Source organism: Armatimonadota bacterium, assembly GCA_016125185.1.
Taxonomy (GTDB): Bacteria; Armatimonadota; Fimbriimonadia; order Fimbriimonadales; family Fimbriimonadaceae; genus Fimbriimonas.
In genome coordinates this window covers 1-24,958 of the sequence record WGMG01000004.1, presented here as the reverse complement: position 1 = coordinate 24,958, position 24,958 = coordinate 1, and the positions used below count along the sequence as shown (strand labels likewise).

The following is a 24,958-nucleotide window of genomic DNA, read 5'->3' as shown; positions in this document are numbered from 1 at the left end:
CCGCTCTTTTTTTACGAGGTTTTTGAACCTGCCTCCGGTACAAATCGTTCTTCATACGTCCTTCATCGGCGCGCCTGTATAACAGACTACCGATGAGATTTCCCGCGACTTTCCGATACGCCACGGCGACCCTGCTCACCGCCGCCCTGCTCGTGACCGTCTATGGCGCCGGTCTGCGACTCCATCGATTCGACACCCAAAAGGCGCTCGGCACTCAAAGCGCCGACTTCTACCGCCAAGGCCGCAAGTACGTGGCCGATAACTACGATTCTCCAGCTTGGAAGGCGCGGATGGTTTTCGGTAAGTTGCCTTACCACCGGCTGACCGGAAACGACTTCCGGGTTGACGACCAGGTTGCCTCCAACGACGGCGTGTTCACTGACGGGTTCATCAACCTCGATTATCGGTGCCGTTTTGTGACGATCGACCGCAACCATACGACAGCGATCCTCACCGAGGCGCACGTGGCGTCCGGCTTCGACACCAAGACTTCATGGCGACGAAGCGGATTCACGAATCCGTCGGTGTACCTCCAGCACGAGCAAGGGCATCAGGACATTAACGAACTCGCCGCCCGCACCCTCGCTGGCCTCATCGCCCAAAACAAGCCGGAAGGCGCTGGTGTGACTAAGGACGACGCCCTACGCGACCTGGAATCCAAACTCCGCGAACTGTATCGCCAAGTCTCGGACCAGGACCATCGCGAACAGGCCGAATACGATTCGCAAACCAATTCCGGCAAAGACACGAAGGCTCAAGCCGTGGTGACCGCGGATATGGCGAAGAAGCTGGCCAACGCGGGCATCGCGGCGACCTGGCAATCCTCCGACGCCGGTGGCGAAGCTTCGGTTGTGCAGTAGTAGCATGTTTTGAGGCGGGCAAAATGCCCGCCTCAAAATGCGCCCAGGTCCCAGTCCACAATCCGCAAAATTCTCAACTCACCAAAACCAACAAGCAGCCAGCCCAAAAATCCGCCTCAAAACCCCCAAACCTAAGGAAAGAACTTTCGTAACCTAGAATAAATACGTGGCTTCTATAGCTACAATGGAAAAGAAATGAATCGCGGGATTACTCTTGGACTAGCCCTCGCCAGCCTCAGCGGCGCAGCCATGGCTCAGATTAGCATCAGCGCGGGAACCTATTTGCCCAAAGACGCCACGATCAAAAACATCTTTGGTTCGTCGTCGTTTGCCTGGGGATTTGGGATCGGCAGCGCGAACCGAGCTCACCGAGCGGGCGGCGGCTTCGACATCGCCGGACTCTCGCTCTCGGCCACCAACAACCGGTTCTTTACTGTCGGCGTCACCTACGGCTTCGAAGTCCAGAGCGGGGAAGGCACCGAGGCCATGACCTATGCCCGAATCGGCTCCGGCATCGGCTACTACGACTACAACATGAACATTGGCGCCACCAACCTCAAGGATCAGGTCTTCCGACAGTTCACCGCCGCCGAAGCGGGCGTCGTCCTCAGCAAGCACGTCACCGTCTCTGCCCAGTACCTGCTCATGCCGAAGCTCCAGGGCCTCGACTTCAGCGGTCTCCGCCTCCAGGCGATGTACTCGTTCGGAAACTAACCCGAGCGCCCCAAAATCGACATGAACCTCGCGGTACCCCGCGAGGTTTTTTCACTTTTTAGCCCCACCTCCCAGTGCTTTTGGCAGGTTCCCAGTGAACCGAATCAAATATAATCAGCCCATGCACTGCGTGTCCGCCGTAGCTTTTGCATTGCTTTCTGCCATGTGTATTGCGCAAACCTCGCCGTCGAGGCCCGTCCCATCCGGTCCCCAACTCGAATGGCAAAAGATGGAGACCTACGCGTTTGTCCATTTCGGGCCGAACACGTTCTCTGGCAACGAGTGGGGCAATGGAAAAGAAAATCCCGACACCTTCAACCCCACCCAATTGAACTGCGACCAGTGGGTCAAAGCGTTCAAAAAGGCGGGCATGAAGGGTGTCATTATCACCGCCAAACACCACGACGGCTTCTGCCTCTGGCCCTCGAAGTACTCCACCCACACCGTGGCCCAGTCGCCGTTCAAGCGCGACGTCCTCAAGGAACTCTCCGAGGCGTGCAAGAAGGAAGGCATGAAGATGGGCGTGTACCTCTCGCCGTGGGACCGCAACCACCCCACCTACGGCACCGATCAGTACAACGACACCTTCGACGGCATGCTCCACGAAGTGCTTTCGAACTACGGACCGATCTTCGAAGTCTGGTTCGATGGCGCTAACGGCGAAGGCCCCAACGGCAAAAAGCAGGTTTACGACTGGAAGCGCTACCTGGACACGGTTCACAAACTCCAGCCCAACGCCGTCGTCTTCAGCGACAATGGCCCCGGATGCCGCTGGGTCGGCAACGAGGCCGGTATCGCCTCCGAGACCAACTGGTCCACCATCAACCGCGACCGCTACAAGCCCGGAACCCCGCTCTACGCCGAACTCGGCGAGGGTTCTGAAGACGGCAAGGACTGGGTACCCGCCGAATGCGACGTCAGCATCCGCCCGGGCTGGTTCTGGAAGAAGTCCGAGAACAGCAAGGTCAAAACCGGCGAACAGCTCGAAGACCTCTACTACAACTCGGTCGGCCGCAACGGCTCGCTCCTGCTCAACGTCCCCGCCGACACCCGCGGCCTCATCTCCGACGCCGACATCAAGGCCCTCAACGACTTCCACGACCGCATCAAAAAGACCTTCGCCAACAACCTGATCATCAAAGGGGAGGGTCCCAACTCGTACCATATCTATAAGTCCGCGACCTTCGACGTGATCGAACTCGGCGAGGACATCTCGAAGGGTCAAAACGTCGCCGCGTTCTCGGTCGAAGCCGAGATCAACGGTAAGTGGACCCCCATCGCTAGCGGAACCACCATCGGCGCAAAGCGCCTCATCCGGTGCGCCCCCGTCACCGCCACCAACATCCAAATCAAGATTCTCCGCCTCGCCCATGGCGCTCAGCCCGGCGACGTCCACATCAGCAAATTCGGGGTCTACGCCTCGCCCCATCTCGGCAAGGATTTCACTCACGAAACCAAGGAACAGAAGGACGCGCGTATGGCCTGGTGGCGCGACGCGCGCTTCGGTATGTTCATCCACTGGGGTCTCTACTCCATCCCCGCCGGAACCTGGAACGGCAAGATCTACCCCGGCGCGTCCGAATGGCTGATCTACTCCGCCCAGATTCAAGCCAAGGATTGGGAGCCGCTCCAAAAGCAGTTCAACCCCGTCGATTTCGACGCCAAGAAGATCGTCCAAACCGCCAAAGACGCGGGCATGAAGTACATCGTCATCACCAGCAAGCACCACGAGGGTTTTGCGATGTACCCCAGCAAGCAGGGCACCTGGAACATTGGCCATACGCAGTTCAAACGCGACCCGCTGAAGGAACTGAGCGAGGAGTGCAAGCGGCAGGGCCTCAAGTTCTGCACCTACTACTCCATCATGGACTGGCACCACCCCGACTTCTACCCGCACGAGAAGTACGATACGCGCGACACCAAACACGCGAACTTCGATCGCTACGTGGCGTTCATGAAGGCGCAACTCAAGGAGATCATCACCAACTACGATCCGGCGGTGATCTGGTTCGATGGCGAATGGCAGAACACCTGGAACCACGACCGCGGCGTCGATCTCTACAATTACTGCCGGTCGCTGAAGCCGAGCATCATCATCAACAACCGCGTGGATAACAGTCGGGCCGGCATGAACGGCATGTCCACCGCCGCCGGAGCCGTCGGAGACTTCGGCACCCCTGAACAGGAAATACCCGCCAACGGCATCAAGGACGACTGGGAGTCGTGCATGACCATGAACGGCTCGTGGGGCTACCACGCCCACGACACCAACTGGAAGTCCATCGACACCCTCATCTACAACGTCATCGACTGCGCGTCCAAGGGCGGCAACTACCTCCTGAACGTCGGGCCGACCTCACTGGGCGTCATTCCCGAAGCGTCGGTAGACCGGCTCGAAGGCGTCGGCAAATGGGTTCACGCCAACTCCGAAGCGCTCTACGGAACCGAAGCCAGCCCCTTCCCGCGACCTATGCCGTGGGGGCGCGTCACCCGCAAAGGCAAAACGCTCTACTGCATCGTCTTCGACAAGGACGAGTTCATGCCTGTCCTTTCTGGGCTCAAAACGAGGATCATCTCGGCATCGATTCTCGGAGTTCGGGAGCGAATCGGTGTAGAGCAAACTCCGGAAGGTCCTGCTCTCGTTTTGCCTCAAGAGAAGCGTACCGAACCCATCGTTGTTCAGGTCACGCTGGCAGGTGAGCCGGACGTCGATATCACCCTGCCGACTCAAGGTAAGGATGGCTCCCTGACCCTCATGGCGGTGGACGCTAATCTCCACGGCGGCCATGCCCGCTTCGAAGACGCCAACAAGGCTATCGGCTACTGGACCGACACCAGCGACTCCGTCGACTGGGAGTTCAAGGCCACCAAGCCCGGAACCTACAAAGTCTCCGTCGAGTACGCCTGCGACCCTGCCTCCGAAGACTCACTCGTCTCGGTCTACTTCGAAAACCAGGAACAGCAGTTCGTTGTCAAGAGCACCGGTGGATGGTCCAACTTCAAAACCGTCGACGTAGGGACGCTAACCATATCCAAGTCCGGCGCGGCGAAACTCACCGTCAAGGCTCGCATGATGCCGAAGGGTGCGGTCATGAACCTCCGATCGATTAAACTGACGGCCAATGCTCGTTGAGGTCATCGCCTGCTCTCTCGCCGACGCTGTTGTCGCGCGGGAGGCAGGCGCTGATCGGGTGGAGCTTTGCCTGGCGATGGAGGTCGGCGGGATCACGCCCTACCTCGTCACCACCGAGCAGATGGGGGCGCTCGCCCCTTTTCCCGTCTCGGTAATGGTGCGCCCGCAACCGGGCGGGTTCAACTATGGCACCGACACCGTCCTCAGCCAGATCGAGCAGATTCTCGATCTGCGTTTCCCCAATCTGCAGATCGTTAGCGGCGTGCTGAATAACCAAAATGAGTTTGATTTGGCCGGCATGCGCGCCATCCGCCGCGCGACCAAAGGCGTGCCTCTGACGTGCCACCGGTGCTTCGACCTTACGCCGTACCCAATGGTTGCGCTAGAGCAACTGATCGACCTCGGCTTCGACCGCGTGCTCACCTCCGGCCAAGCTCCCACCGCCCAGTTGGGTCTCGATGTCATCGCCAACCTCGTCGACCAGGCCGATGGCCGAATCGAGATCATGCCCGCCGTCGGCATCCGACCGTATAACGTGGCCGAGATCATCAAGGCGACGGGTGTGAAACAGGTCCACGCGTCGTGCTTCGGCGACAACCCTCCCCCTGTGCCGGGAAAGGTCGACTTCGGCCCCACCCTGCGGGTTAGCGCCGACAAAGTCCGCGCCTTCGTCAGTGCGGCGCGCAGCGCCTAAAAGGAGGTTAGCCCCCTGGAAGGGTCAGCATCTTGTCGATGATAAGAAACGCCCTCTAGAATTTCACGAAACATCGCGAAATGTCAGCCTCATTGGGAATGCTCAAGCCTACTTAGCCACGCTTCCTCCTAAAAGGGGCATAAGAAGGATAGGAAACCGAGAACCAAAAGCCCGCAATTGCCGCACCGCACCCTAAACCACCGCTCGTCCGTACTAACCCAATACAATGCCGATCAACACGGGCTTCAACGGAAACGAGATTTACTGCCTCCACAAAAAGGGCTATTCCCCCGGCGAGCTTGTCATTGGCAACTCGGTCTGGTCCGTCGGGTTCCTTGGCGGCATTGGAAGCGCGCTCAAGACCATCGCCGGCGGCGAGGTGACGCAGATCACCGATATCATCCACCAGGGCCGCAAGTCGGCGCTCGACCGTATGGAAGCCTGGACGGGCCTGCACGGAGCCGTCGGCATCACTGGCGTCACCAACGAGCTTGTCATCCATAGCGGCAACATCGAATTCCTCAGCGTCGGCTCGGCCGTGCACCGCGACGGCTACGACGCCACCGCGCTCGAGTTCACCAGCAGCGCCGACGGGCAAGAGCTTTTCTGCCAACTCGACGCCGGATTCACGCCGATGAGCTTCGCGTTCGGCAACGTCGCCTACTCGGTCGGCCTCGGCGGCGGCATCATGGGCAGCCTGCGCAGCTTGGCGCGGGGCGAGATCAAAGAGTTCAGCAACGTCTTCTACCACACCCGCCACCTGGCTCTCGAGCGAATTCAAAGAGAAGCCGTCCAGAAGGGCGCAAACTGTGTGGTGGGAATCAAAACCAGCATTCTCAAGTTCGGCGGCATGCAGGAAATGGTCATGCTTGGCACCGCCAGCCGACACCCCGCCTATGGGCCAGAGTACGACATGAAGCCCGCCACGAGCGACATGACGTGCGAGGAGATGTGGAATATGATCCACGTCGGCTACGTTCCGCTGGAACTCGTTATCGGCGTCAGCGTGTACTCCATCGGCTTCGCCGGCGGACTCTCGGCGTTCGTCAAGTCGTTCGCCCGAGGCGAGATTAGCGAGCTGACCGAGTTGGTGTACCACGCCCGCGAACGCGCCCTATCCCGCCTGATGGAGAACGCCGTGCACTGCGGCGCAGACGACGTGGTCGGCATCAAAACCTACGTCTACTCGCTCGGCTCGGGCATCATCGAGTTCCTCGCCATCGGCACGGCGGTTAAGAAGGTCGAAGGTCTGAAGACGCACAGCGAGCAGCTACCGCCCCAGGCCGTGATGCAGGACAAGGACACGTTCCTCAACGTCGCCGACACGGTGGTGGGCACCAACCTCAACGAAGGAAACAAGATCGGAAGGCGGTAAAGAGCCGGGACCGCAGCCCCGGCTCATCACAGCTACTTAATGGCGAAGCGGTAGCCGACGTACCAGAATGCGCCCTTGCCGCCCGTGTTGTAGGCATATCCGCCAACGATGTGATCGTCGAATAGCCCGATCAAGCCGCCAACGGCAAACTCGGTTTGGCCGTTGCTGTCCGAGTCGACGGTGAGCAGGGAGTAGCCGAAGGTAGGCGTGGAAGCCGCCGCGCGAAGGCTTCGACCCGCATAGGTCTTGTGCAGTTGCCCCACGATGGGGACGTTCGTCCAATGATTACTGGTTTGGTGGTAGTAGCCCACCGCCACAACGGTATCCCATCGGTCGGTATCCCAGACCGTTAGGTCGAAGTCTTGGCCAATCTCCGTCGGCTTGGTGGCATCGGCTGGATTGGGAACAACCACCGAAAGGTTCAACTTATCGTACGATTGAAGCGTCAGGCTAGAGTCGCCGACGCTCCCGTCCGGTCCAATCAGAACATTGCCCTTCTTGCACAGGTAGGTCACCACCCCGTCCTTGTCAGCATTCGAGAGAACCTGGCCGATCGCTGCCAAATCCTGGGTCAGGTTGAGCAGATTGAGCACCGATTGAACGCTGTTTGTGATATCGGTGACCACGCCTTGCAGATCGTCGGAAACCTCCTTCGGGATGTCCTTCGTCAGCGCGACCAGAGCCTTATACTGGGCGGTCTCGGTAATCGCATCCGCGGTGGCCAGGTCTTTGGCCGTCAAGGCGAGAGCATTGATCTTGGCGACCAAGCTGGTCAGATCGCTGAGCAGAGACCTTGCCTTCGTGGTCGCATCATTCGCCCCGGATGCGCCGGAAAGCGCCGTCACTTCGTCCTTGATCGTTCCCGACAAGGCGACAATCTCCTGGTAGTTGACCGTTAGGTCCTTCCATTTAGTGTCATTCGACTGTGGCAGATCGATCACGGCCTGGAGTTTGGTCTGGAAGTCTTGCGCGATCTTGTCCAAGTCGCCTTTCAGTTTGTCGAAGCCCTCTTTTGCCTTGGTCTTGAGATCGGATAGAAGTCCGTTCAAGAGATCGGCCGGCTGAGGGTCAGTGGCGTTCGGGGCCAGTTTGGCCACCAAGTCCTTGACCCGCTGCTCTGCGTCGGCGGGAATATAGCCGAACGGCTGGTCTGGGATCCGACTGGTGTCCTTGGTCCGGTATTGCACGAGACGCACTTGGGCCTGGGGAAGGGACTGATCGACCTCGGTTCGAACCTTGGTCGCCAGCGTATCGGCGGCTTCAAAGAAGATCGTCAACTGCTTGACGGGGTCGCGCAGGTTGGCCCGAAACTGCTGGTCGATGGCCTGCGCATCGGCCGGATACTGCTCCAGCTTTCCAAGTACATATTCATACATCGGAGCGACCTTCTGCAGAACCGTGAGTCGATGGAGCCGCCCAACCGATGGAGCCTCCGAAAAAGAATCCTTGAGTTCCTTGATAGCCGACAGACCATCTTTGGAATAGTCGGTCAGCTTATCGGCGACGGCAAGCTGATTGAGAAGCTTTTGCGTCTTTTGCGGATCGACATGCTGGGCCAGATAGGCTTTATCGATGGTGACCTTAAAGCCCGATCCCAGATGCAGTAGGTTGCCGTTTTGGAGGACGTCTTTGCTCGGTGTTTCCACCACCGACTTGATCGCAGTGTCGTCAGCCGAGGCGACGGCGACCAAACAGCACAAGATCAGAGCTAACCGGCCGCGCATAGTACAGCCCCCATGACTTTGATCGGCGAAACCGAGTCCGCCTTGTTCAGTTTGCGGCAGACGGCTCGGTGGATGTCGATGCTCACCAGTCGATGCCCGTTCTGCTCGTCGAAATCGACATCGCTTCCACCTTTGAGCTTCTTGATCGAGTCTTGGACGGCGGCACGATTCTTGGCCCATACGGCCACGATATCGGCGTCCAAACCGTCGGTCATTCCCGAAGCGATATCGAAGGAATCCTGGCCGTCGTTGCCGAGAACCGTCACGATCCCAAGGGGATTCTGAGCCAAAAGACCATCAAATTCCTTTTTGGCCTTGTCTACGTCGTCGTCGAGCACGATGCTCGTTGGGGTTTCATCTGCTGTGTTGTCTTCGTCTGACATTTCCAAATAACCTCACCTAAATACAGGACACTGAATGTTACAAACGAACTAGTCCAAAGTCAATGAGGTGTTGATAACAATTTGGAGCAGACTCTATCAGTCGACACAGAGAAGCGCCCCCGTTCCAGACAAGAACGGAGGCGCTTGGGTTCGGGCGGCTAGCTGCGATACTTCTTGATCGCGTCGTCTTCGCGGACGGTTGTCGCCGCCTTCTCAAGACGATCTACGAACGCCTGTGCGTCGAGCTTTTTCGTCACCAGCGCGGTGATGCTGTCCTCGACTTCCTGCTCAAACGTCTCGTACCACTTGCGGAAGCGGATCGAGTACACCGCCTTGCTGTTCTTCAGCGCAGCGGCGGGAGCCTTCAGTTCGTCCGGCAGATCGATGTCGTTCGCGCCCTTGATCGTCATCAGCGTGCCCTTCTCCTTCACAAACGCCTTCGCGTTGTCCGAAGAGGTCATGAATTTGAAGAAGTCGATCGCCAACTGCGGATTCTTCGACTTGACCGGGATCATCCACGGCTCGATGTCGACCTGGATCGCGGTGGGATCGCCCTTGCCGTCGGCCAATACGGGCGGTAGGAAGAATGCCACCTTCTGGCCCGGCTTCATCGAATCCTTCATTTCCGCCTTCAGCCACGTGCCGCAGGGGACCATCGCGGCCTTGCCGTTCAAGAAATCCTGCTCGGCTTCGGTGTGCGTCATCGAGACGCATCCGTCCTCGAAGAAGCCCTTGTCGCGAAGCTCCTGGATCATCTGCGCGGCCTTCAGCACGGCGGGCGACTTCCACGCGCCCGGTTCCATGTTCTGGCAGGCGTTGAACGCCCCCATGCCGCCCGACGAAATCGTCCACGGCATGAGCATGCCGTACAGGAGGTAGTACGGGTACTTGCCCTGGAACGTGATCGGGGCCATGCCTTTTGCCTTGATCTTGGCGCTGAGGTCGAGCAGTTCTTGGTACGTTTTGGGCGGCGTCCAGCCGTTCTTGGCGAAGACGTCGGGATCGTACCACCAGCCGTACATCATCAGGTAGTACGGCAGACAAACCTGCTTGCCGTCCAACTGACCGAGCTCCAACATGCCCGGCTCAAAAGTGTCTTTCCATGGGGTTTTGCCGTCCGCGGAAGGCGAGTTCAGGGCGTCTTCCAGACGGAAGATTTGGCCGTCCTCGGCCGCCGCCCAATGGTCGAATCCCCAACCCGGGAACATGAAGTCGGGCGGGTTGCCGGCCACCATTCGCGGCTTGATCTGGTCCCAAACCTTGGGGTCGCCGCTCACCTTCACCGCCGCGCCGGAATGCGCCTTGTTGTAGGCATCCGCCATCTTTTGGTAGAAGTCGATGTCGTAACCGCCCTTGAACGCCTGGACCTCCAGCGGACCGACCTTGGGAGCATCGGCGGGGGCCTGAGGAATGGTGACCGAGCCGTCATCCTCCTGAGCGGCCGAAGTCGCCGACGAGGTCGCCGTTCCGCCACTGCCGCCGTTGTTGCCGCAGCCTACTAATCCGATCGAAAAAAGCGCGAGTCCGAGAATGCTCCACCGCATAACCGTTATTCTAGCCGGAATCGTCATCGAACACCCCATTCCCATAGACCATAGGCCACCTTATCGCTCAACGCTTGCCCGGCCTGGCGCAGCGCCACCTCGGCGCAGGTACGGTGGAATGCCTCATGAGCCACCATGTAGCCGACAAACCCAGTGGCGTGGGGCTTGAAGCCTTTCACCTTGCCGTCCGGTGTTCCCGCCCGCTCGATGAGGGTTCGAATCGCGGCCGCCGAAGCGGTCAGGGCCACCACGACACTGGCCCGATCGGCGGTGTCGTCCAGCTTTTCCATGCCCTCTAGGAGGTCCGGGGCCGCTGACTTCAGCCACATCAGCCGCACGTTGTGGACGTGCGTGAAGTTTCCCAGCACCGTCTTTCCCTTTTCGAGCTTGATTTTAAGCTGATCGTCGGCAATGGCTTCCAAAAGATACAAGTTCAGCCGAGCGTTGATGTCCCACGTTTCGAGGAGCGGTTCCATTTGTTCTGAGTATGACAAGGCATGTGAGGCGATTAACCACCTTATTCGCCTCAAAACCTGAGGCGAATAAGTGATATAATCGCCTCATCTCTGCGCATGTACATCCACCAACGCCCCGATTGGCCCCATTACAGGTACGATGCCGACGCCCTCCTTCCTCGCCTTGAGGACGCAACGACCAAGCGTGGACGACTCTTCGGAATGCTTGAAGCAATCGGCTTTGAAGGCATCCAAGAGCAGGACATCGAGGCGATTACGCAGGAACTGGTGCAGTCGAGCGCGATCGAAGGCGAACGGCTCGATCTAGAGACGGTTCGCAACTCGGTCGCGCGCCGTTTGGGAGTCGATCAAGGGGGCATCGCTGGTACGGATCACTATGTCGATGGTCTTGTCGAGATGGCGATGGATGCCGCTCAACGACACGACCAGCCTTTGACAGCAGACCGCATCTTCAACTGGCACGCCGCTCTGTTTCCGACCGGGCGCAATGCCCAAGGTCGTGTCAAAGTGGGCGGTTGGCGAGATGACGAAAAAGGACCTATGGTGGTTGCATCTCAACGCGGCAAGCGCGAAATGATTCACTTCGAGGCACCAACGGCGGACCGGCTTGAATTCGAAATGGTCGAATTCCTGGATTGGTTCGAGGCAAACAACGAAACCAGCCTGGTCCTGAAGGCCGGGATTGCTCACATTTGGTTCGAAACACTCCACCCGCTGGACGACGGAAACGGGCGCATCGGCCGAAACATCATGGACCTTTTGTTAGCAAGGGCCGACCAAAAGCCGCATCGACCGTACAGTCTTGCGGCCCAAATCCACCGAAATCGGGAGTCGTACTACAATCAACTGGAGCGACAACAGAAAGGGACTCTGGACTACACGGAGTGGCTCGTGTGGTTCCTTGAAACTCTCTCGGCGGCAATCGAAGCGGCATCAACGGAAGTTGGTGAGGCGATCAGGAGGACCCGATTCTGGCAACGAATCAAAGATGTCGAGTTAAACGAACGTCAAAGAAAGGCCGTGTCCCGCATGCTGATGGGCTGGGAAGGTCGCATGACTAATCGAAAGTATGCGCGACTAACCGATTGCTCGGATGCGACGGCTACCCGCGACCTTGGCGACCTAGTCGCCAAGAAAGTCCTCCAACTCGACGGCGCAGGCGGGCGCAGCACCGCCTACGAACTCACGCGATTAGACTAACGACACCCTCATTTGGCAAACGTTTGGGGGTTTCATTCGCCCTCCTTTTCCTGCTATCTTTAGCCCACATGTTACGCGTTGGACTTGTTGGTTGTGGCTTCATGGGGCAGATGCACGCCACCGTTTACGGACAGCTTGCGAACGCCGAACTGGTCGGCGTTTTCGACGCCTCGCCTGAACGCGGCCAGCCCTTTGCCGAGAAGCACGGCACGCGCTACTTTTCCGATTTCGACGCGCTAGCCGCCGAGGTCGATGTCATCGACATCTGCCTCCCCACTTACCGCCACGCCGAGTTCACCCTCCGCGCTGCGGCCCAAAAGAAACACGTTCTGTGCGAAAAACCGATGGCCCTGAACATCGAGGACGCCGAAAAGATGAAGGCGGCATGCGAAGAGGCCGGTGTGCGACTGATGATCGCCCATTGCATCCGGTTCTGGCCGGAGTACGCCCTGCTCAAGCAGATCGTCGACGACGGCCGCCTGGGCAAGCTCCTCTCCATCAACCTCACCCGCTACGGCGAGTTCCCGCATTGGGGGAGCAACAACTGGTTGGCCGATGAATCCAAGGCCGGCGGCGGCGCGCTGGACATGCACATCCACGACACCGACTACGCCTTGTACATTCTGGGCAAGCCCAAAGAGATGTTCAGCTCAGGGAGCGTTGATGAAAAGGGCGTCAGCCACATCTTCTCGACCTTCGTCTACGACGGCGCTGTGTGCCACCTCGAAGGCGGCTGGAATATGCCTCCCGGAACCCCGTTCAAGATGGCGTTCCGAGCCGTGTTCGAAAAAGGCGCGATCATCATGGATGGCGGCCCGATGACCATCTACGAAGTCGGCAAGGACCCGGTCGTCCCTGAGTTTCCCAAGATGGAAGCCAAGGGCGGCGGCAACATTAGCGACCTCGGCGGCTACTATCACGAAATCGCCCATTTCGTCGATCGGGTGACCTCGGGTCAGCCGTTCGATGTGACCACGCCGGACACGTCGATCCAGTCGCTCCGCCTCACCCTCGACGAGATCGCCCAGGTCAAGAAACGAGCGGGAGCATGAAGGCGCGAACCCGATTCATCATCGGGTTTCTGAGCCCGGCGCTTCTCCTTTACGTCGGTCTCGTCGGTCTGCCGCTGGTGCAGTCGTTCTACTTGTCGCTCTTCAACTGGCGGGCGACCTCCAACCACAAGACGTTCGTCGGAGCCAAGAACCTGGTGCAGTACGCCAGCGACCCAATCATGATCACGGCGGGCAAAAATCAGGCCCTGCTGCTGGTGTGCGGCGGCCTCATGATCATGATGTTCGCCGTCTCCATCGCCCACGCCCTGCTGGTGCCGTCCAAACTCTCCAAGGGCATCCAGGCCATCATGCTGTTCCCGCAGGTCGTCTCGATGGTCGTAGTCGGCGTCATCTGGCAGTTCATGCTCCACCCGCGCTACGGCCTGCTCATTTCCGCGTGCCGATATGCCCACATCCCGATCCCCAAGGACGGCGTACTCGGCGTTGAAGGATGGGCCGGTCTTGCTGTGCTGCTCGCCTTCGTTTGGCAGGCCATCGGCTTCTATGTGATGCTCTTCGGCGCGGGACTTCGCAACATCGATGGCGAAGTCATCGAAGCCGCCGAGCTCGACGGCGCCGCGGGTTGGACCCGCTTCCGACGCATCACCTGGCCACTCCTGTGGTCGGTCAAGCGCGTGGCCGTCATCTACGTCGTCTCGAACGTCATGGGAACCTTCGCGCTGGTCCAACTTCTGACCAACGCCGGTCCCGACAACGCCACCCAGGTCCTGCTCACCTACATGTTCAAGAAAGGGTGGGAGCAGAACAAGATGGGCCAAGCGTCGGCGATCGCGGTCTATAGTTTCCTCATCGCGATGGTGCTGGGCGCGCTCGTATGGCGTGTCATCGGCCGCAACCCCGAGAACCCGCGGAGGTCGGCGGCGATTTGAACCGCTTCCTTGGCAAAGTCCTGCTCATCGCGTTCGGAATCTCGATCCTGGTTCCGTTCCTTTGGGTGCTGATGTCGTCGCTCAAGACCGGCAACGAAATCTTCGCTTCGCCCTGGACGCCGCCCAAGAGCCCGCAGTTCGGCAACTTCGCCCGCGCCTGGTCGCAAGGCAACATCGGCGCGACGTTCTTCAACTCCATCGTCGCCACCGTCGGCACGTTGGCGTTCCTCTTGCCCATCGGGTCGATGGCTGCCTACGTGCTGGCCAAATACCCGTTCAAAGGCTCCAAGCTCATCCTGAATTCATTTATGGGCGGGCTGATGTTCCCCAACTTCCTCGTCATCATCCCGCTCTACGTGTTGCTGAAGGACCTTGGCCTGCTCAACACCAAACTCGGCCTGATCCTGGTTTACATCGCTTACTCGCTGGCATTCACCGTCTTCGTCCTCAGCGGCTTTTTCGAGCAGTTGCCGAACGAGCTGATCGAGGCGTCGTTCCTCGATGGGTGCACCCACGCCGAGGCGTTTTGGAAGGTGATGCTCCCGCTCGCTAAGCCGGGCATCTTGGTCGTGGCGATCTTCAACGCCATCGGACTCTGGAACGAGTACCCGCTGGCCCTTGTGCTCGCGCAAAGCGACAACGTCCGCACCCTACCGATCGGCATCGCCACGCTGACCAATAATCAGCAGTATGCGGGCGACTGGGGGGCGCTGTTCGCCGGAATCGTGATCGTCATGCTCCCCGTCATGATCGTGTACCTGATCTTCCGAGAGCAGATTCAAAAAACCATGCTCGCTGGTGCCTTGAAGGGTTAGACTTCGAGCGGCGAAATCTCCCTGAACGCCTCGCCAATGGCTACATTCAGGGAGAGGCGTTTGGGCTACGGGTTGTAGCCGTTCATGAGGTCGATCACTCGGGGCACGATCGTCACACCGACGATGAGCGTTGCGCTAGAATTTCGGCGCTGTGACGTGCTTCGCCCCCGGAACCAGTTGCCGAAGAATGGAATGTCGCTCAGGCCCGGAATCTGCCAGCGAGGATCACCTTTGGCAGTGATCTGGGTATTGAAGGTGGAGAGTTCGAACAGGTCGTGGGCGTTCACGACCACCTGAGATCGGACCGGCGACATCTGAACATTGTCCATTTTGTCGGTAAATGCGTGATCTGCGTCGAGGTCGTGAGCGCTGATCGCATCCATGACTTCCAACTCCAAAAGGGCCGCAGATCCGTCTGGCGTCACTACTGGATTGGCCGAAAAACTAATTCCTGGCGCGAGGGTGAAGTAGACATCCTTCCGATTTTCCATCGCACCCATTAGGAAGTTGAGCTGCGGCGAGAGGCCTTGGAGCTTGAATTTGTCGGTGAGCGTCTTGCCCAGATCGCTGTCGGCGGTTTCGTCTAGTGAGGTCTTTGGAACCGATCGCTTGAAGGAATTGGTGGCCATTCCCATGAGGGAAACGGGATAACGACTGCTGGTCCCGACCGTGAGTTCGCCTAGATAGTCGGCACCCGTTTGGCTTCCCGGCTTTCGACCAAGCGTCGAATTAGCCCACTGGATGAACGGGCGTTGAAAGATCGTTCGCAAGTCCTCATTCAAGGCATTCATGACTTGGTCGAGAATCAAATCGACCTTGTAACTGGCAGCTTTAGCGATTTCTGGCTCCTTATTCTTGTTTAGCCACGCCTCTAAAAATAACGTGACTGTCCTCACGCTTTGAGGAACCTGATTCGCACCTTCCGAGCTAGGAATATAGTAACTGGAGGACAGTGGGAATGGCGTGCCGCGGTGCAGTTTCGATGCAATGTCCTTCAGCATTGCTTTCGCTTTCGGATCTCCATTGGCCAGGGTTTTGGATTCCTGGTCGATAAGGGCGGCGACGCCGGGCAGGGTAACTGGCGAGCTAGGATCAATCTTCATTAGATTGGAATACAAGACCGCTTCCATTCGTGACTTAGGCATGTCAAGCGCTTCAATAAGCGTATTTTCGCGATTGTCGTTCAGGATATGGACGCCAGCAAGAGCTGCACGGAATCGTTTGAGCCAAGGGTCATCCTTGGCCAGTAAAGCGGTGATCTTCGCGCGCTCGCAAGTTCTTTGAGCCAGTTCGGCAATTGCCATTGCTTCGTACACTCGAATCCTTTCGAGGATCCTGCGAAATAGCTCGACCTGTGGATTTTCTTCGGCGTTAAGAGATTGATTCAGCCGGTAAGCATAGATGGTCATCTTGACTTGTGGCTGGGGGATATCTATGTGGCAGGCCAGCAGTTCGCGAGCCCGAAGCGTTAACGCTTGAGAACCAGAGAGCCAAAATCCGTTTTCATCGGCTTTTACTTCAAGGCCCTTGCCGATTGACTCTTGTATCTTGGTTGCAAGCTCGTCCAAGGCCGATGAGGCGGCATTACCGGCGGGCAGTTGGGGAGGTGGCGGCTGTCCATTGTTCCCACTGCCGGCACTTACGTTTGGAATTTCCTTCAGGGCGGCCAACTCGCGCATTTTGAGGTTAGTTACGCGATAATAAATGGTCGTTGCTTTCGAATCTGACCCATTCGATGCTGGTTGGGCCCACATGCACGAAGAAAGCAGGACCGATGCGATAGAGAGCGAAGTCTTGCAAAGCATTTTCTTATCATACAGAAATTGACCTTAAAAAGGGGAGTTTTTAATTGATTTTATCAACGCTCAATAGTCACGTTCATTTGTGACTTAAATAGCTAGTGGTTTAGGAGTACGTTGATCCCTCGTCCGTACTAGCGAGGAAGATCTCGCCTGAGCTCTTTACATATGCATGATGCCTATGTGCCCAGTTCTGCTACTCTTTCAACTCGTCGTCCTTGTGCCATTCGCGCATGCGGCGTTCGGCGATTTCACGGATCGTGAGGGTTTTGAATTCGTCCTCTTCCCTTTCCGGTTCAGTGTTGATCACGGCTTTTTTCAAGGGCCGGACGCCGAAGCGAGCGTTGACGAACAGCGTCGGTTCGTTGGCGATGGTGTTTAGCCGCGCGAGGATCTCGTCCTTCTGCATCCGAAGTTCTTGGGCCCAGGCCGAGCCGACGACGGCCACCCACACGGTGCCATGGTCGTAGCGTTCGGGCCAGCTTCGGGCGGCCATCTCTTTTCCGACGACCTGCTCCCACTTCTTCATCACGGAGATCGCGCGGGCGGCACGCAGGACCTCGGGCGGCACAATGCCAGAGTTCACAAAGTTATGGATCGGATTCATGCCTGGCTCACCGTTCCCTGCTGTACTGAGTATACGCGTGAGCGGTCGAGGATTTCGTCTCCGGCGGCGCGGGCTTCGGTACACGTGAGAATGGCTTGTCCGGCCTCGGTGGCGACCACATGGCACAGCCGAGCGCGCCGTTCGGCGTCGAGGTCGCTGAGCATGTCATCCAGGAGCAGAAGCGGAGCCTCACCCAACACGTCCTTGGCCGATTCCAATGTGCCGAGCTTGAGGGCGATGACAGCGGTGCGTTGTTGGCCCTGAGAGCCGTACAGACGGGCTTCTTGGCCATCGACAAGGATTTCCACGTCGTCGCGGTGCGGACCGGTCTGCGTGGCTCCTCGATGGATATCGGCGCCGCGGCCCTGCTGATAGCCACGAAGTAGGCTTTCGGCATCGATTGCCTCATCCTTTTGCACGTATCGAAGTCCGAGTTGTTCGGGGCGACTGCTGAGTTGAGAATGAAGCGACGCGACCCTGGGCGCAAGACCGGCGATGTACTCGTTTCGCAGACGACGAAGCTCGGCTCCCTCTTTGGCCAACGGCTCTTCCCAGGTGTCGAAGGAGAAGGCGTCAACCGACCGTTCTTGGGCCATCTTCAGTAAGGCGTTTCGCTGTTCCAGAGCGCGCTTATACACGGTGAGGTGGCGCAGATAGGCGGGCGAGAGCGAGGAGAGTTCGATGTCGAGAAAGAGTCGCCGATCAGACGGGTCTCCGCGCACGATCTCCAGGTCGAAGATCGAGATAACGACAGACGGCAATCGGCCGATCACGTCGGCGGCTCTGGGCAACGACGCTCCGTTCAGAAAGAACTTCTTGCGGGCTCCTGCCTCGAGGGTGGCAGACACGGTCGTGCCGGTTTCGAGCTCGGTCTCGGCCATGCAACCGGCGGCTCCCTGCCGAATGGCCTCGGCATCGCGCACTCCGCGGAGCATTCGCGTGGTGGATAGCCAGTAAAGCGCTTCGAGGATCGATGTCTTGCCTTGGGCGTTCTGGCCCGCCAAGATCGTGAATCCGGGAGGAATCTCCAACTCAAGGCTTTCGAAATTCCGAAAGTTGGCAAGCTTGAGACGGCGCACGGCGAAGCTCATTCCACACTCCTCTCTTTCAAAACCTTTTCTTGAAAGAAGAGGTTATTGTTCTTATTAGGGGTGGGGATATGGGGAATAACCACCCCGCTTTGAACCTGAGCCAGACTCAACCCTTTCGTGCGGAAAACATCGGGAAAACATCGAGTCATTTGTGAGGTTTTGCGATTCTCCCAAGTTGTTCGCACTTTTCCCCATTGCATCCCCAAACCTTACAACAGCCCTCGCACACGTCCGTACTTCATGACCGTCGCCTCGGCTAGGTAGAGCGGGTGGATGTCGTGGTGCATCTTCACGCCCAGGGTGTCGGCCATGGGAAGCCACACGCTTTGGGTGAGGTGGTCTTGCACCTTGGCCGGGAGCTCGGGAAAGCGGTCGCAGTAGCGACGAAGGACGCCGTACTGGTCGTCGGTCATGTTCCGCAGTTCGCCCACGAGATGTTCGAGCGGGTGGATACCGACACGGTGAGGAGCGACGCTGAAGCGATCGACCACGCGGACTTCGTGGGTGACGATGGTGCCAGCCACCAGGTCGCCGACCCGCTGGAGCTTGGGATTCACGAACATCGAGATGATGCCGATGAAGTACATGACGGGGAGGAAATCGGCCACGCGCAGGAGGTTTCGGCCGGTGGCGGCGGCGAAGGTGATGGGGGTGCCGTCGGCCATGCGGACCCGGATGCCCGCCATCTTTTTGCCCAGCGTTTGGCCGTTCCAGAGCCCTTCGAAGAAGATGAAGTACGCGAACGGTAGCAGGGCAAAGACGACCATCATGAGGCCGTTGACGAGTTCTAACCCTTCTTGGCCGAACGTGAAGCCGAGCAGGCCGAGGAACATCGACATGATGAAGATGAACCCAACGATGATGATGCCGTCTATAAAATGCGCCAAAGCACGACTTCCCAACCCGGCGAGGCGGTAAGTTAAAACAGTCTTTTCAGGACTCAGGATGGCGATATCCAGAGGCACGTCGAGAGAAGTGTACTAGACGAACGAAAGAGCCGCGCGAAATGCAGGAAAATCTCAGCGAGTTTGGGAAATCGGACAAGTTCTTTGAGCCGCAGGTGGTTCGAAGCCAGTTTGTGCCGACCAAACGGCTGTGGGCGCTGGTGGCGCTGGGTATTCCGCTCATCTGGCTGGCGGGGTTCGTCGGGTTCTTCTGGTTTGCGTACTTCTACAACCTGATGCTGTTGGCGGCGGCGCTGATCACGTTTTACTACGGGCCGAACAGCCGGGACCTGCGGTTCCGACGGCGCATGGACGCCGTGCTGTCGGTGCGGGCGCGCAACCGAATCCGCATCGAGCTGGAGCACGACGGCGACTTCCCTCTTTCCGGCGAGATTCGCGACGAGTTTCCGGCGACGTTTACGGCCGATCAGCCGAGCACCAAGCTCTCGATTCGGCCCGGACAGAAGTTCATCTACGACTATTTTCTGGTCCCGCCGGAGCGGGGCGAAGAGTTCTTTCGGGCCACGTTTCTACGGCTCAACTGCCCGTTTGGGCTGGTGCAGAAGCAGATTCGGCTGAATACCGAGCAGGACGTGAAGGTGTATCCCAACATCCTGGCTCTGCGCGAGTTTGAGCTGTTGAACCAGCGCGGACGCCTGCGCGAGGCGGGGGTGCGCAAGTCGCGCATGAAGGGCATGGGCACGGAGTTCGAGTCCCTGCGCGAGTACTCGGAGGGCGACGACTTCCGCAAGATCGACTGGAAGGCGACGGCGCGCCGCGGCAAAGTGATCGTGCGCGAGTACGAAGTGGAGCGCAACCAGGCCGTGATTCTGTGCGTGGACTGCGGGCGGCACATGATGGCGGAGATCGACGGGGTGCGCAAGCTGGACCTCGTGCTGGACTCGGTGCTGATGCTGATTCAATCGGCGCTGGCGGCGGGCGACAACGTAGGCCTGCTGGCGTACGGCGGCGACATCATCCGGTACATCTCGCCCAAGAAGGGGCACCGGCAACTGGGCGTGCTGCTGAACGCAACGTACAACCTGGTGGCGGAGCCGGTGGAATCCGACCCAGTGCGCGCGTTCGGGTACCTGACAGGGCGGCACAAGCGACGGTCGCTGGTGATCAATTTTACGGCGGTGGAAGACCGCGACCAGGCGAAGGACGTGATTCAGTCGTTTGGCAACTTCACGCGCAACCACATCGCCCTGCTGGCGAACATCAGCGATCCGAAGTTTCGCGAGATTCTGCGGCAACAGCCGGAGAACGCGGAGGAGCTTTTCCGGTTTGCCAGTGCGCACTACCTGACCGACGAGCGGCGGCAGGCGGCGACGATGCTGAGGACGGCGAACATCAACGTTTTGGACTCGGAGCCGCAGGATCTGGCCGGTGATTTGGTCAACTTCTATCTGGATATCAAGGCGCGCGGGAAGCTGTAAGCCAGTATTTCAGTCACGTTTTGTTTTTGTCGATAGGACTTATCGTCATTCGGCATGACGTTTGCAATCCAAGTGTCTTTGTCATGTGGAACAAAGGAAACGATGGAAATCAGAGAGTAGGAGCCCCTTCTACGACTACCTTTGACACTATCTTTCCGCTATTGGAGCAAGAAGCAAATCGGAAGCACGCCGCCATCGCTTGGCCGAATAAATCAAAGTGCGCCGTGAGCTTCGCCTACATCGGCGGCCTGGCCGAACATGTGGACCTGGCCCCGACAATTTTGAACCAAATGGGCTTCCGCGCCTCGTTCTATGTCGATCCCGACAGCGTATTGGAAGAGGCGGCTTTGTGGAAGACGATGGTGGGCTCGAAGCACGAGTTTGGGTGCTCGCCGTTCGAGTCGCAGATGTTTGACGGGAACCTATACGGGTGGACCGGCCCGGCGCTGATCGACGAGCTGAACCTGGCGAAGGACTTCGTGCGGGACTTCTTCGATGTGGAGCCCCGGGGGCTGGCGCACCGCAGTCCGGCGCTGGCGATCGATGGAATCAACGCAAGCTTGATCTCGCACAACCTTTTCCGGCACATTGTGACCGGCAACGAGGGGATGAACGGATTTGACGCGAACGTGAAGAGTCTGGCGGTGACGCCGGTGGTGAGCTACTCGTCGAACTGGCTTTCGGGGCTGGGTGCGTCGGATCGGCTGACGTGGGTGATCATTCCCTTCCGCCGGTTGTTTACAGAGTCGAATTCGTCGATCCTGCTTCATCGGCTGATTTTGGAGAACGTGAATCGGAAGCGGGGCCAGTTGTGGATCGCGCCGGTTGGCGAAGTGGCGTCGGAGCTGACCCGGCTGCGTGCGTCGGTGGATTAGAAGTTTTTGCTTAGTCTGAGTGACTGATGCTTGCTTGAGTGATCCACACGATAAACCTTCTAGACTTCAAAATATCACATCGGCAATGATATAATTCCGGGCGAATTGGGCTAACAGCATTCAGTTGGGCCCTATCTTTTTGTGGGGACCGATGCCGCATCTCAACTGGCTTCACTTAACCGACTGGCACCAGGGCCGGACCGACTTCAATCGCTCGGTGGTGCGCGATGCCCTGATGGATGATATTCGCAAGCGGCAAGAGATCCACCCCGATCTGGCGAAGATCGACTTTCTGTTCTTCACCGGCGACTTGGCGTTCAAGGGGGCGAAGGACGAGTATGTAGCGGCGGTTGAGGAGTTTCTCAATCCGGTTACAGAAGCCCTGGGGATCGACAAGAGCCGGGTCGTGACGATACCAGGCAATCACGACATTGATCGGAGTCAGATACCGTTTTTGGCAGACGTGCTCCAGCATCGATTTAAAGACCTCTCGGAGCAATCGAAGGTTCTCGGCAATAAAGTGCTCTTGAAGCAACTCCCGCTTCCTTTCGATGCCTACGAGGAATTTGCTGAGGCGTTTGGGCACGTTGGGTTTGGGGCGTTTGGCGGGTATCAAACCTACTCCATCGATAAAGCGCTGATCGGAGTTTTCGGGTGCAATAGCGCGCTGATGTGCGGGCGCGAGAAGAAAACGTGGCCCGATGGTGCCGTGGATGTCGATGACCTTGGCAACTTAACGGTGAGCGAGGAGCAACTGAGGCCCTTGCTTCGGCCGCTTGATGACTGTCACTTTGTGTTTGGGCTAGTGCATCACCCGTTTAGTTGGCTCACCGAATTTGAAAAGGGACCGATCCAGAAACTCTTTCGGGACAATTCGACGGTTGTTCTGATGGGTCACGAGCACGAGCAGGTCGTCAGTGCAAGCGATGGCGAACGTGTCAATCACCTTCTGATCAACGGAGGGGCGACCTACGATCGCCGCATAGCCAGCCACCCGATCAATGCGAACACGTACACCTTCGGCTCCTATGAACTGGCGAAGGGCAAGTGCCGGATCTTTGTTCGCCGCCTTAACTATGGGGGTGATAAGTTCACGAAACCCGAGGATGGTGGCACGCGGACTTTCACGCTTAAGTCGAAATGCCAGGACCTCTACAAAGCGCTAAAGCCGGTTGGGAAACCGATGTCGAAGAGCGGTGTGGTCGACCTGGATGCAGTGCGAAAAACGTACTTGGAGTCGATCGTTGGTCGCTACCGCAACTTGGATCAACGGGGAATCTTGCAGGGAGACCAGAAGAAGTCGATTGAGCTGGATGCGGTGTACATTTCGCTGAGCGCCAATCAGAACCGGAACACCGATGTCCAGGAACGCTATAAGGCGTTGCTCGACCGGTCGCAATATCTCATGGAGGTTGGGAAGTACGATGCGGTTCCCATCGAAGGGGCTGCCGAAGTCGACGAGGAGCTTGGAAAGCTCTCTGGTCTTGTGGGAAAGGAGTCGCCGAATAAATCGATCAACTTGGCCGAGCTGATCCGCGATGGCCACAGAACCGTGATTTTGGGTGATCCGGGCGCGGGAAAAACGACTCTGGCGAGATTTGTGACGCGTCATTATGCGCAATCACTGTCGGCAGGCGCAGAGCGGGTCATCGTCGAAGAAGCTTTTCGGTGCGACGAAAAGGATGGCTTTGTCCAAGAATCTGTTTCTTACGACTACGGCAAGACTCGCCTCCCGATTCTCGTGCGAGTTAGCGAATTTTCCGAGGCCCTGAAGAAGGATAGTACTCAGTCTTTATCCAGCTTCCTGACGGTCGGCGTGGGCGACTGTCAGGCGTCGGAAGCCGAACTCCGATCTCTCTTCGAGGATGCCATTGGCAAAGGCGGTGCGTTCGTCATTCTCGATGGTCTCGATGAAGTGACCGATGACGGAATTCGTTCGACCGTTTCAACACGCATCGATGAATTTGTCTCAGGTGGCGGAAAGCTGTGTCCGATTTTGGTTACGAGCCGAGAGGCCGGTTTCGAGAAAGCACGCCCGACCACCTCATTCGAGGTTTGCAAGATTCTAGACATGGACTCGGAGCAGATCCGGCAGTTCATCACGCGCCGAATCATGGTCTTCGAGAAGAGCCAGTCGGGAATTTACGATCCTGGTCGCCTTTACGGGGCCGCAAAGGACGAAATCGACAAGATTCTCGAAGCCATCGAGACCAATGAGGGAGTGCGACGGTTGTCCGTCAATCCGTTGCTCCTCACGATTCTCTGCCTGATCCACCGCAATAACAAAGCGCTTCCACAGCGGCGGGTCGAACTCTACAAGGTTGCATCAGAAATCCTCTTGACCTTCTGGCGGGTAGCACAAACCGGGAATAGCGCTTCGGCCATCTCTCTCGACGAAGCGGATATCTATTTGGCACCCTTGGCGGAGTGGATGCACGAGCATCTTAGCAACGGATTGATTCACAGGGACAAGGCTCGGGAGATTCTCTTCGAGATTTCGGCGGCCCGGCATCGGAAAAGTCAGGACGATCCCGATGTTTTGCGGGACGTGGACACGATCTGGCGAAAGCTGACTTACGACACCAGCGTTTTTGTGGATCGGGGAGACGATCATTACGCCTTTCTTCACCTCACGTTTGAGGAGTATTGGGCGGCAAGGCAGTTGGTGCGTGACTCATCGAAGATGGCGGAACTGGTGCGATGGCATCGCAAGGACCCCCGATTCCGCGAAGTCATTCGGTTGGCAGTGGCTTCGCGGTCGGAAGCCGATGCGGCCCAACTCATCCGCTCCGCCATTTGGTGTCCAACCGAGAAGGCCGAGGAGTTTGGATACGTACCATCTAGGCTGGAGGCCGAGCTGAATCGGGATTTTGAATTGGCGTGCGAATGCGTCAGCGACTGCACATCGATCGCGCCTGACTTGGCAGATGAAATCGCCAAGCAAGCGGTCTCGGTCTGGGGGGCCAGCCCGGACCATGACTTTGTGGCCAACCTCGTCCAGCTCCTACGGTCAACGATGGCGGGAGAGGCGATTGCGACTGAACTCTTAAAGCAAAAACCTAACGCTTCAGCTATTGGGGCGCTTGGCCAGCTTGGCTCCGCCTCGACTTCGGTGGTGGATGCGCTGATTCAGCGCTTGGGAGACGAGAATCCAACCGTTCGCTATGTGGCGGCGCAGAGCCTTGGCCGGCTTGGCTCCGCCTCGGCTTCGGTGGTGGATGCGCTGATTCAGCGCTTGGGAGACGAGAATCCAACCGTTCGCTATGTGGCGGCGCAGAGCCTTGGCCGGCTTGGCTCCGCCTCGGCTTCGGTGGTGGATGCGCTGATTCAGCGCTTGGGAGAC

20 protein-coding genes are annotated in these 24,958 nt (G+C 58.1%); 12 read left to right on the top strand and 8 right to left on the bottom strand.

Annotated elements, in window-relative coordinates; genetic code table 11:
* Positions 1 to 92: 92 nt before the first annotated feature.
* The 5 genes from GC165_05645 to GC165_05625 all read left to right on the top strand — a co-directional run bounded on the left by GC165_05645 (position 93) and on the right by GC165_05625 (position 6,776).
* On the top strand, positions 93 to 860 hold the full coding sequence (locus tag GC165_05645; protein ID MBI1332344.1) for a DUF922 domain-containing protein: 768 nt from the start codon (positions 93 to 95) through the stop codon (positions 858 to 860).
* A 195-nt stretch (positions 861 to 1,055) separates the two neighbouring features.
* Complete coding sequence (locus GC165_05640) at positions 1,056 to 1,574, top strand: hypothetical protein (GenBank protein MBI1332343.1); 519 nt, start codon at positions 1,056 to 1,058, stop codon at positions 1,572 to 1,574.
* A 121-nt stretch (positions 1,575 to 1,695) separates the two neighbouring features.
* Positions 1,696 to 4,707 (top strand): hypothetical protein, encoded by a 3,012-nt coding sequence (locus GC165_05635; GenBank protein MBI1332342.1) that lies wholly within the window; start codon positions 1,696 to 1,698, stop codon positions 4,705 to 4,707.
* Positions 4,697 to 5,401 (top strand): copper homeostasis protein CutC, encoded by a 705-nt coding sequence (locus GC165_05630; GenBank protein ID MBI1332341.1) that lies wholly within the window; start codon positions 4,697 to 4,699, stop codon positions 5,399 to 5,401. Before GC165_05635 ends, GC165_05630 begins: the two co-directional genes overlap by 11 nt.
* Positions 5,402 to 5,627: 226 nt before the next feature.
* Positions 5,628 to 6,776 carry a heavy metal-binding domain-containing protein gene (locus GC165_05625; protein ID MBI1332340.1) on the top strand — a complete coding sequence of 383 codons (1,149 nt, stop codon included), beginning with the start codon at positions 5,628 to 5,630 and terminating at the stop codon, positions 6,774 to 6,776.
* 32 nt (positions 6,777 to 6,808) lie between these two features.
* On the opposite strand, the gene GC165_05620 is transcribed toward GC165_05625, so the two are convergent.
* The 4 genes from GC165_05620 to GC165_05605 all read right to left on the bottom strand — a co-directional run bounded on the left by GC165_05620 (position 6,809) and on the right by GC165_05605 (position 10,903).
* The gene (locus GC165_05620) at positions 6,809 to 8,500 is read right to left on the bottom strand and encodes a hypothetical protein (GenBank protein ID MBI1332339.1); all 1,692 of its coding nucleotides are present in this window, start codon (positions 8,498 to 8,500) and stop codon (positions 6,809 to 6,811) included.
* Entirely contained in the window at positions 8,485 to 8,883 is a 399-nt protein-coding gene (locus GC165_05615) for a hypothetical protein (protein ID MBI1332338.1), read from the bottom strand. The genes GC165_05620 and GC165_05615 overlap by 16 nt, the downstream gene beginning before the upstream one ends.
* Before the next feature lie 158 nt (positions 8,884 to 9,041).
* Positions 9,042 to 10,472, bottom strand: a complete 1,431-nt coding sequence (locus tag GC165_05610; protein ID MBI1332337.1) for an extracellular solute-binding protein — start codon at positions 10,470 to 10,472, stop codon at positions 9,042 to 9,044.
* Positions 10,451 to 10,903, bottom strand: coding sequence for a hypothetical protein (locus tag GC165_05605; protein ID MBI1332336.1), 453 nt, complete (start codon positions 10,901 to 10,903; stop codon positions 10,451 to 10,453). Before GC165_05605 ends, GC165_05610 begins: the two co-directional genes overlap by 22 nt.
* Before the next feature lie 96 nt (positions 10,904 to 10,999).
* Between GC165_05605 and GC165_05600 the strand changes: the two genes are divergently transcribed.
* From GC165_05600 to GC165_05585, 4 genes are all read left to right on the top strand, one after another.
* The gene (locus GC165_05600; protein MBI1332335.1) at positions 11,000 to 12,103 is read left to right on the top strand and encodes a DUF4172 domain-containing protein; all 1,104 of its coding nucleotides are present in this window, start codon (positions 11,000 to 11,002) and stop codon (positions 12,101 to 12,103) included.
* 68 nt (positions 12,104 to 12,171) lie between these two features.
* Positions 12,172 to 13,155 (top strand): hypothetical protein, encoded by a 984-nt coding sequence (locus GC165_05595; protein ID MBI1332334.1) that lies wholly within the window; start codon positions 12,172 to 12,174, stop codon positions 13,153 to 13,155.
* Positions 13,152 to 14,045 (top strand): ABC transporter permease subunit, encoded by an 894-nt coding sequence (locus GC165_05590; protein ID MBI1332333.1) that lies wholly within the window; start codon positions 13,152 to 13,154, stop codon positions 14,043 to 14,045. Before GC165_05595 ends, GC165_05590 begins: the two co-directional genes overlap by 4 nt.
* Positions 13,991 to 14,860: an ABC transporter permease subunit gene (locus GC165_05585; protein MBI1332332.1), complete on the top strand. Its 870-nt coding sequence runs from the start codon at positions 13,991 to 13,993 to the stop codon at positions 14,858 to 14,860. The genes GC165_05590 and GC165_05585 overlap by 55 nt, the downstream gene beginning before the upstream one ends.
* A gap of 65 nt (positions 14,861 to 14,925) precedes the next feature.
* On the opposite strand, the gene GC165_05580 is transcribed toward GC165_05585, so the two are convergent.
* The 4 genes from GC165_05580 to GC165_05565 all read right to left on the bottom strand — a co-directional run bounded on the left by GC165_05580 (position 14,926) and on the right by GC165_05565 (position 19,322).
* Positions 14,926 to 16,665 (bottom strand): hypothetical protein, encoded by a 1,740-nt coding sequence (locus GC165_05580; protein ID MBI1332331.1) that lies wholly within the window; start codon positions 16,663 to 16,665, stop codon positions 14,926 to 14,928.
* Positions 16,666 to 16,855: 190 nt separating this feature from the next.
* Complete coding sequence (locus tag GC165_05575; protein MBI1332330.1) at positions 16,856 to 17,266, bottom strand: DUF721 domain-containing protein; 411 nt, start codon at positions 17,264 to 17,266, stop codon at positions 16,856 to 16,858.
* Positions 17,263 to 18,357, bottom strand: a complete 1,095-nt coding sequence (gene recF, locus GC165_05570) for a DNA replication/repair protein RecF (protein ID MBI1332329.1) — start codon at positions 18,355 to 18,357, stop codon at positions 17,263 to 17,265. The genes GC165_05575 and recF overlap by 4 nt, the downstream gene beginning before the upstream one ends.
* Before the next feature lie 209 nt (positions 18,358 to 18,566).
* Complete coding sequence (locus tag GC165_05565; protein ID MBI1332328.1) at positions 18,567 to 19,322, bottom strand: hypothetical protein; 756 nt, start codon at positions 19,320 to 19,322, stop codon at positions 18,567 to 18,569.
* A 41-nt stretch (positions 19,323 to 19,363) separates the two neighbouring features.
* Here GC165_05565 and GC165_05560 point away from each other — a divergent pair, with 41 nt between their 5' ends.
* From GC165_05560 to GC165_05550, 3 genes are all read left to right on the top strand, one after another.
* The gene (locus GC165_05560) at positions 19,364 to 20,740 is read left to right on the top strand and encodes a DUF58 domain-containing protein (protein ID MBI1332327.1); all 1,377 of its coding nucleotides are present in this window, start codon (positions 19,364 to 19,366) and stop codon (positions 20,738 to 20,740) included.
* A gap of 161 nt (positions 20,741 to 20,901) precedes the next feature.
* Positions 20,902 to 21,615: a hypothetical protein gene (locus GC165_05555; protein ID MBI1332326.1), complete on the top strand. Its 714-nt coding sequence runs from the start codon at positions 20,902 to 20,904 to the stop codon at positions 21,613 to 21,615.
* Between the two features lie 151 nt (positions 21,616 to 21,766).
* On the top strand, positions 21,767 to 24,958 hold a 3,192-nt coding region (locus tag GC165_05550; GenBank protein MBI1332325.1), incomplete at its 3' end, for a hypothetical protein.

What these genes read in the sequence shown, in the direction of transcription:
- GC165_05605 (MBI1332336.1), bottom strand. Translation starts at nt 10,903, where the DNA reads ATGGAACCGCTCCTCGAAACGTGGGACATCAACGCTCGGCTGAACTTG.
- GC165_05610 (MBI1332337.1), bottom strand. Translation starts at nt 10,472, where the DNA reads ATGGGAATGGGGTGTTCGATGACGATTCCGGCTAGAATAACGGTTATG.
- GC165_05575 (MBI1332330.1), bottom strand. Translation starts at nt 17,266, where the DNA reads ATGAATCCGATCCATAACTTTGTGAACTCTGGCATTGTGCCGCCCGAG.
- GC165_05620 (MBI1332339.1), bottom strand. Translation starts at nt 8,500, where the DNA reads ATGCGCGGCCGGTTAGCTCTGATCTTGTGCTGTTTGGTCGCCGTCGCC.
- GC165_05625 (MBI1332340.1), top strand. Translation starts at nt 5,628, where the DNA reads ATGCCGATCAACACGGGCTTCAACGGAAACGAGATTTACTGCCTCCAC.
- GC165_05595 (MBI1332334.1), top strand. Translation starts at nt 12,172, where the DNA reads ATGTTACGCGTTGGACTTGTTGGTTGTGGCTTCATGGGGCAGATGCAC.
- GC165_05580 (MBI1332331.1), bottom strand. Translation starts at nt 16,665, where the DNA reads ATGCTTTGCAAGACTTCGCTCTCTATCGCATCGGTCCTGCTTTCTTCG.
- GC165_05600 (MBI1332335.1), top strand. Translation starts at nt 11,000, where the DNA reads ATGTACATCCACCAACGCCCCGATTGGCCCCATTACAGGTACGATGCC.
- GC165_05635 (MBI1332342.1), top strand. Translation starts at nt 1,696, where the DNA reads ATGCACTGCGTGTCCGCCGTAGCTTTTGCATTGCTTTCTGCCATGTGT.
- GC165_05630 (MBI1332341.1), top strand. Translation starts at nt 4,697, where the DNA reads ATGCTCGTTGAGGTCATCGCCTGCTCTCTCGCCGACGCTGTTGTCGCG.
- recF (MBI1332329.1), bottom strand. Translation starts at nt 18,357, where the DNA reads ATGAGCTTCGCCGTGCGCCGTCTCAAGCTTGCCAACTTTCGGAATTTC.
- GC165_05615 (MBI1332338.1), bottom strand. Translation starts at nt 8,883, where the DNA reads ATGTCAGACGAAGACAACACAGCAGATGAAACCCCAACGAGCATCGTG.
- GC165_05645 (MBI1332344.1), top strand. Translation starts at nt 93, where the DNA reads ATGAGATTTCCCGCGACTTTCCGATACGCCACGGCGACCCTGCTCACC.
- GC165_05640 (MBI1332343.1), top strand. Translation starts at nt 1,056, where the DNA reads ATGAATCGCGGGATTACTCTTGGACTAGCCCTCGCCAGCCTCAGCGGC.
- GC165_05590 (MBI1332333.1), top strand. Translation starts at nt 13,152, where the DNA reads ATGAAGGCGCGAACCCGATTCATCATCGGGTTTCTGAGCCCGGCGCTT.
- GC165_05560 (MBI1332327.1), top strand. Translation starts at nt 19,364, where the DNA reads ATGCAGGAAAATCTCAGCGAGTTTGGGAAATCGGACAAGTTCTTTGAG.
- GC165_05585 (MBI1332332.1), top strand. Translation starts at nt 13,991, where the DNA reads ATGGCGTGTCATCGGCCGCAACCCCGAGAACCCGCGGAGGTCGGCGGC.